The 262-nt window shown below is 67.9% G+C and carries 1 pseudogene; it reads right to left on the minus strand.

From position 1 onward, the window contains the following. Nucleotides 1-36 precede the first annotated feature (36 nt). Nucleotides 37-262, minus strand: a pseudogene (locus SB717_RS36950) (Gfo/Idh/MocA family protein); the annotation flags it as partial.

A 262-nucleotide genomic window follows, 5' to 3' on the forward strand; every position in this document is an offset into this window, starting at 1 on the left:
CTTGTGTCTCCTCCTGATCTTCGTGATGGCGGGAGCTCATGCGGCGACCGCCTCGGCGAGGGAACGCCGCTTCTCGTAGAACCGTGGGGCGGACTCGACGAGATGCCCGGCGCGGTAATACGGGTCGTCGGAGGCGAGCGGCAGCGAGACGACCGTCCGCTCGAAACCGGCCTTGTATATGGCCGTGACGAGCTCGACGGCGTTGCGTCCATCCTGCGCATCGGCGACCGGCGGGCGACCGGTGCGGATCGCGTCGATCAGG

The sequence above is a fragment of the Priestia sp. SIMBA_032 genome, from assembly GCF_046535215.1.
In the GTDB taxonomy this organism is placed as follows: Bacteria; Bacillota; Bacilli; order Bacillales; family Bacillaceae_H; genus Priestia; species Priestia aryabhattai.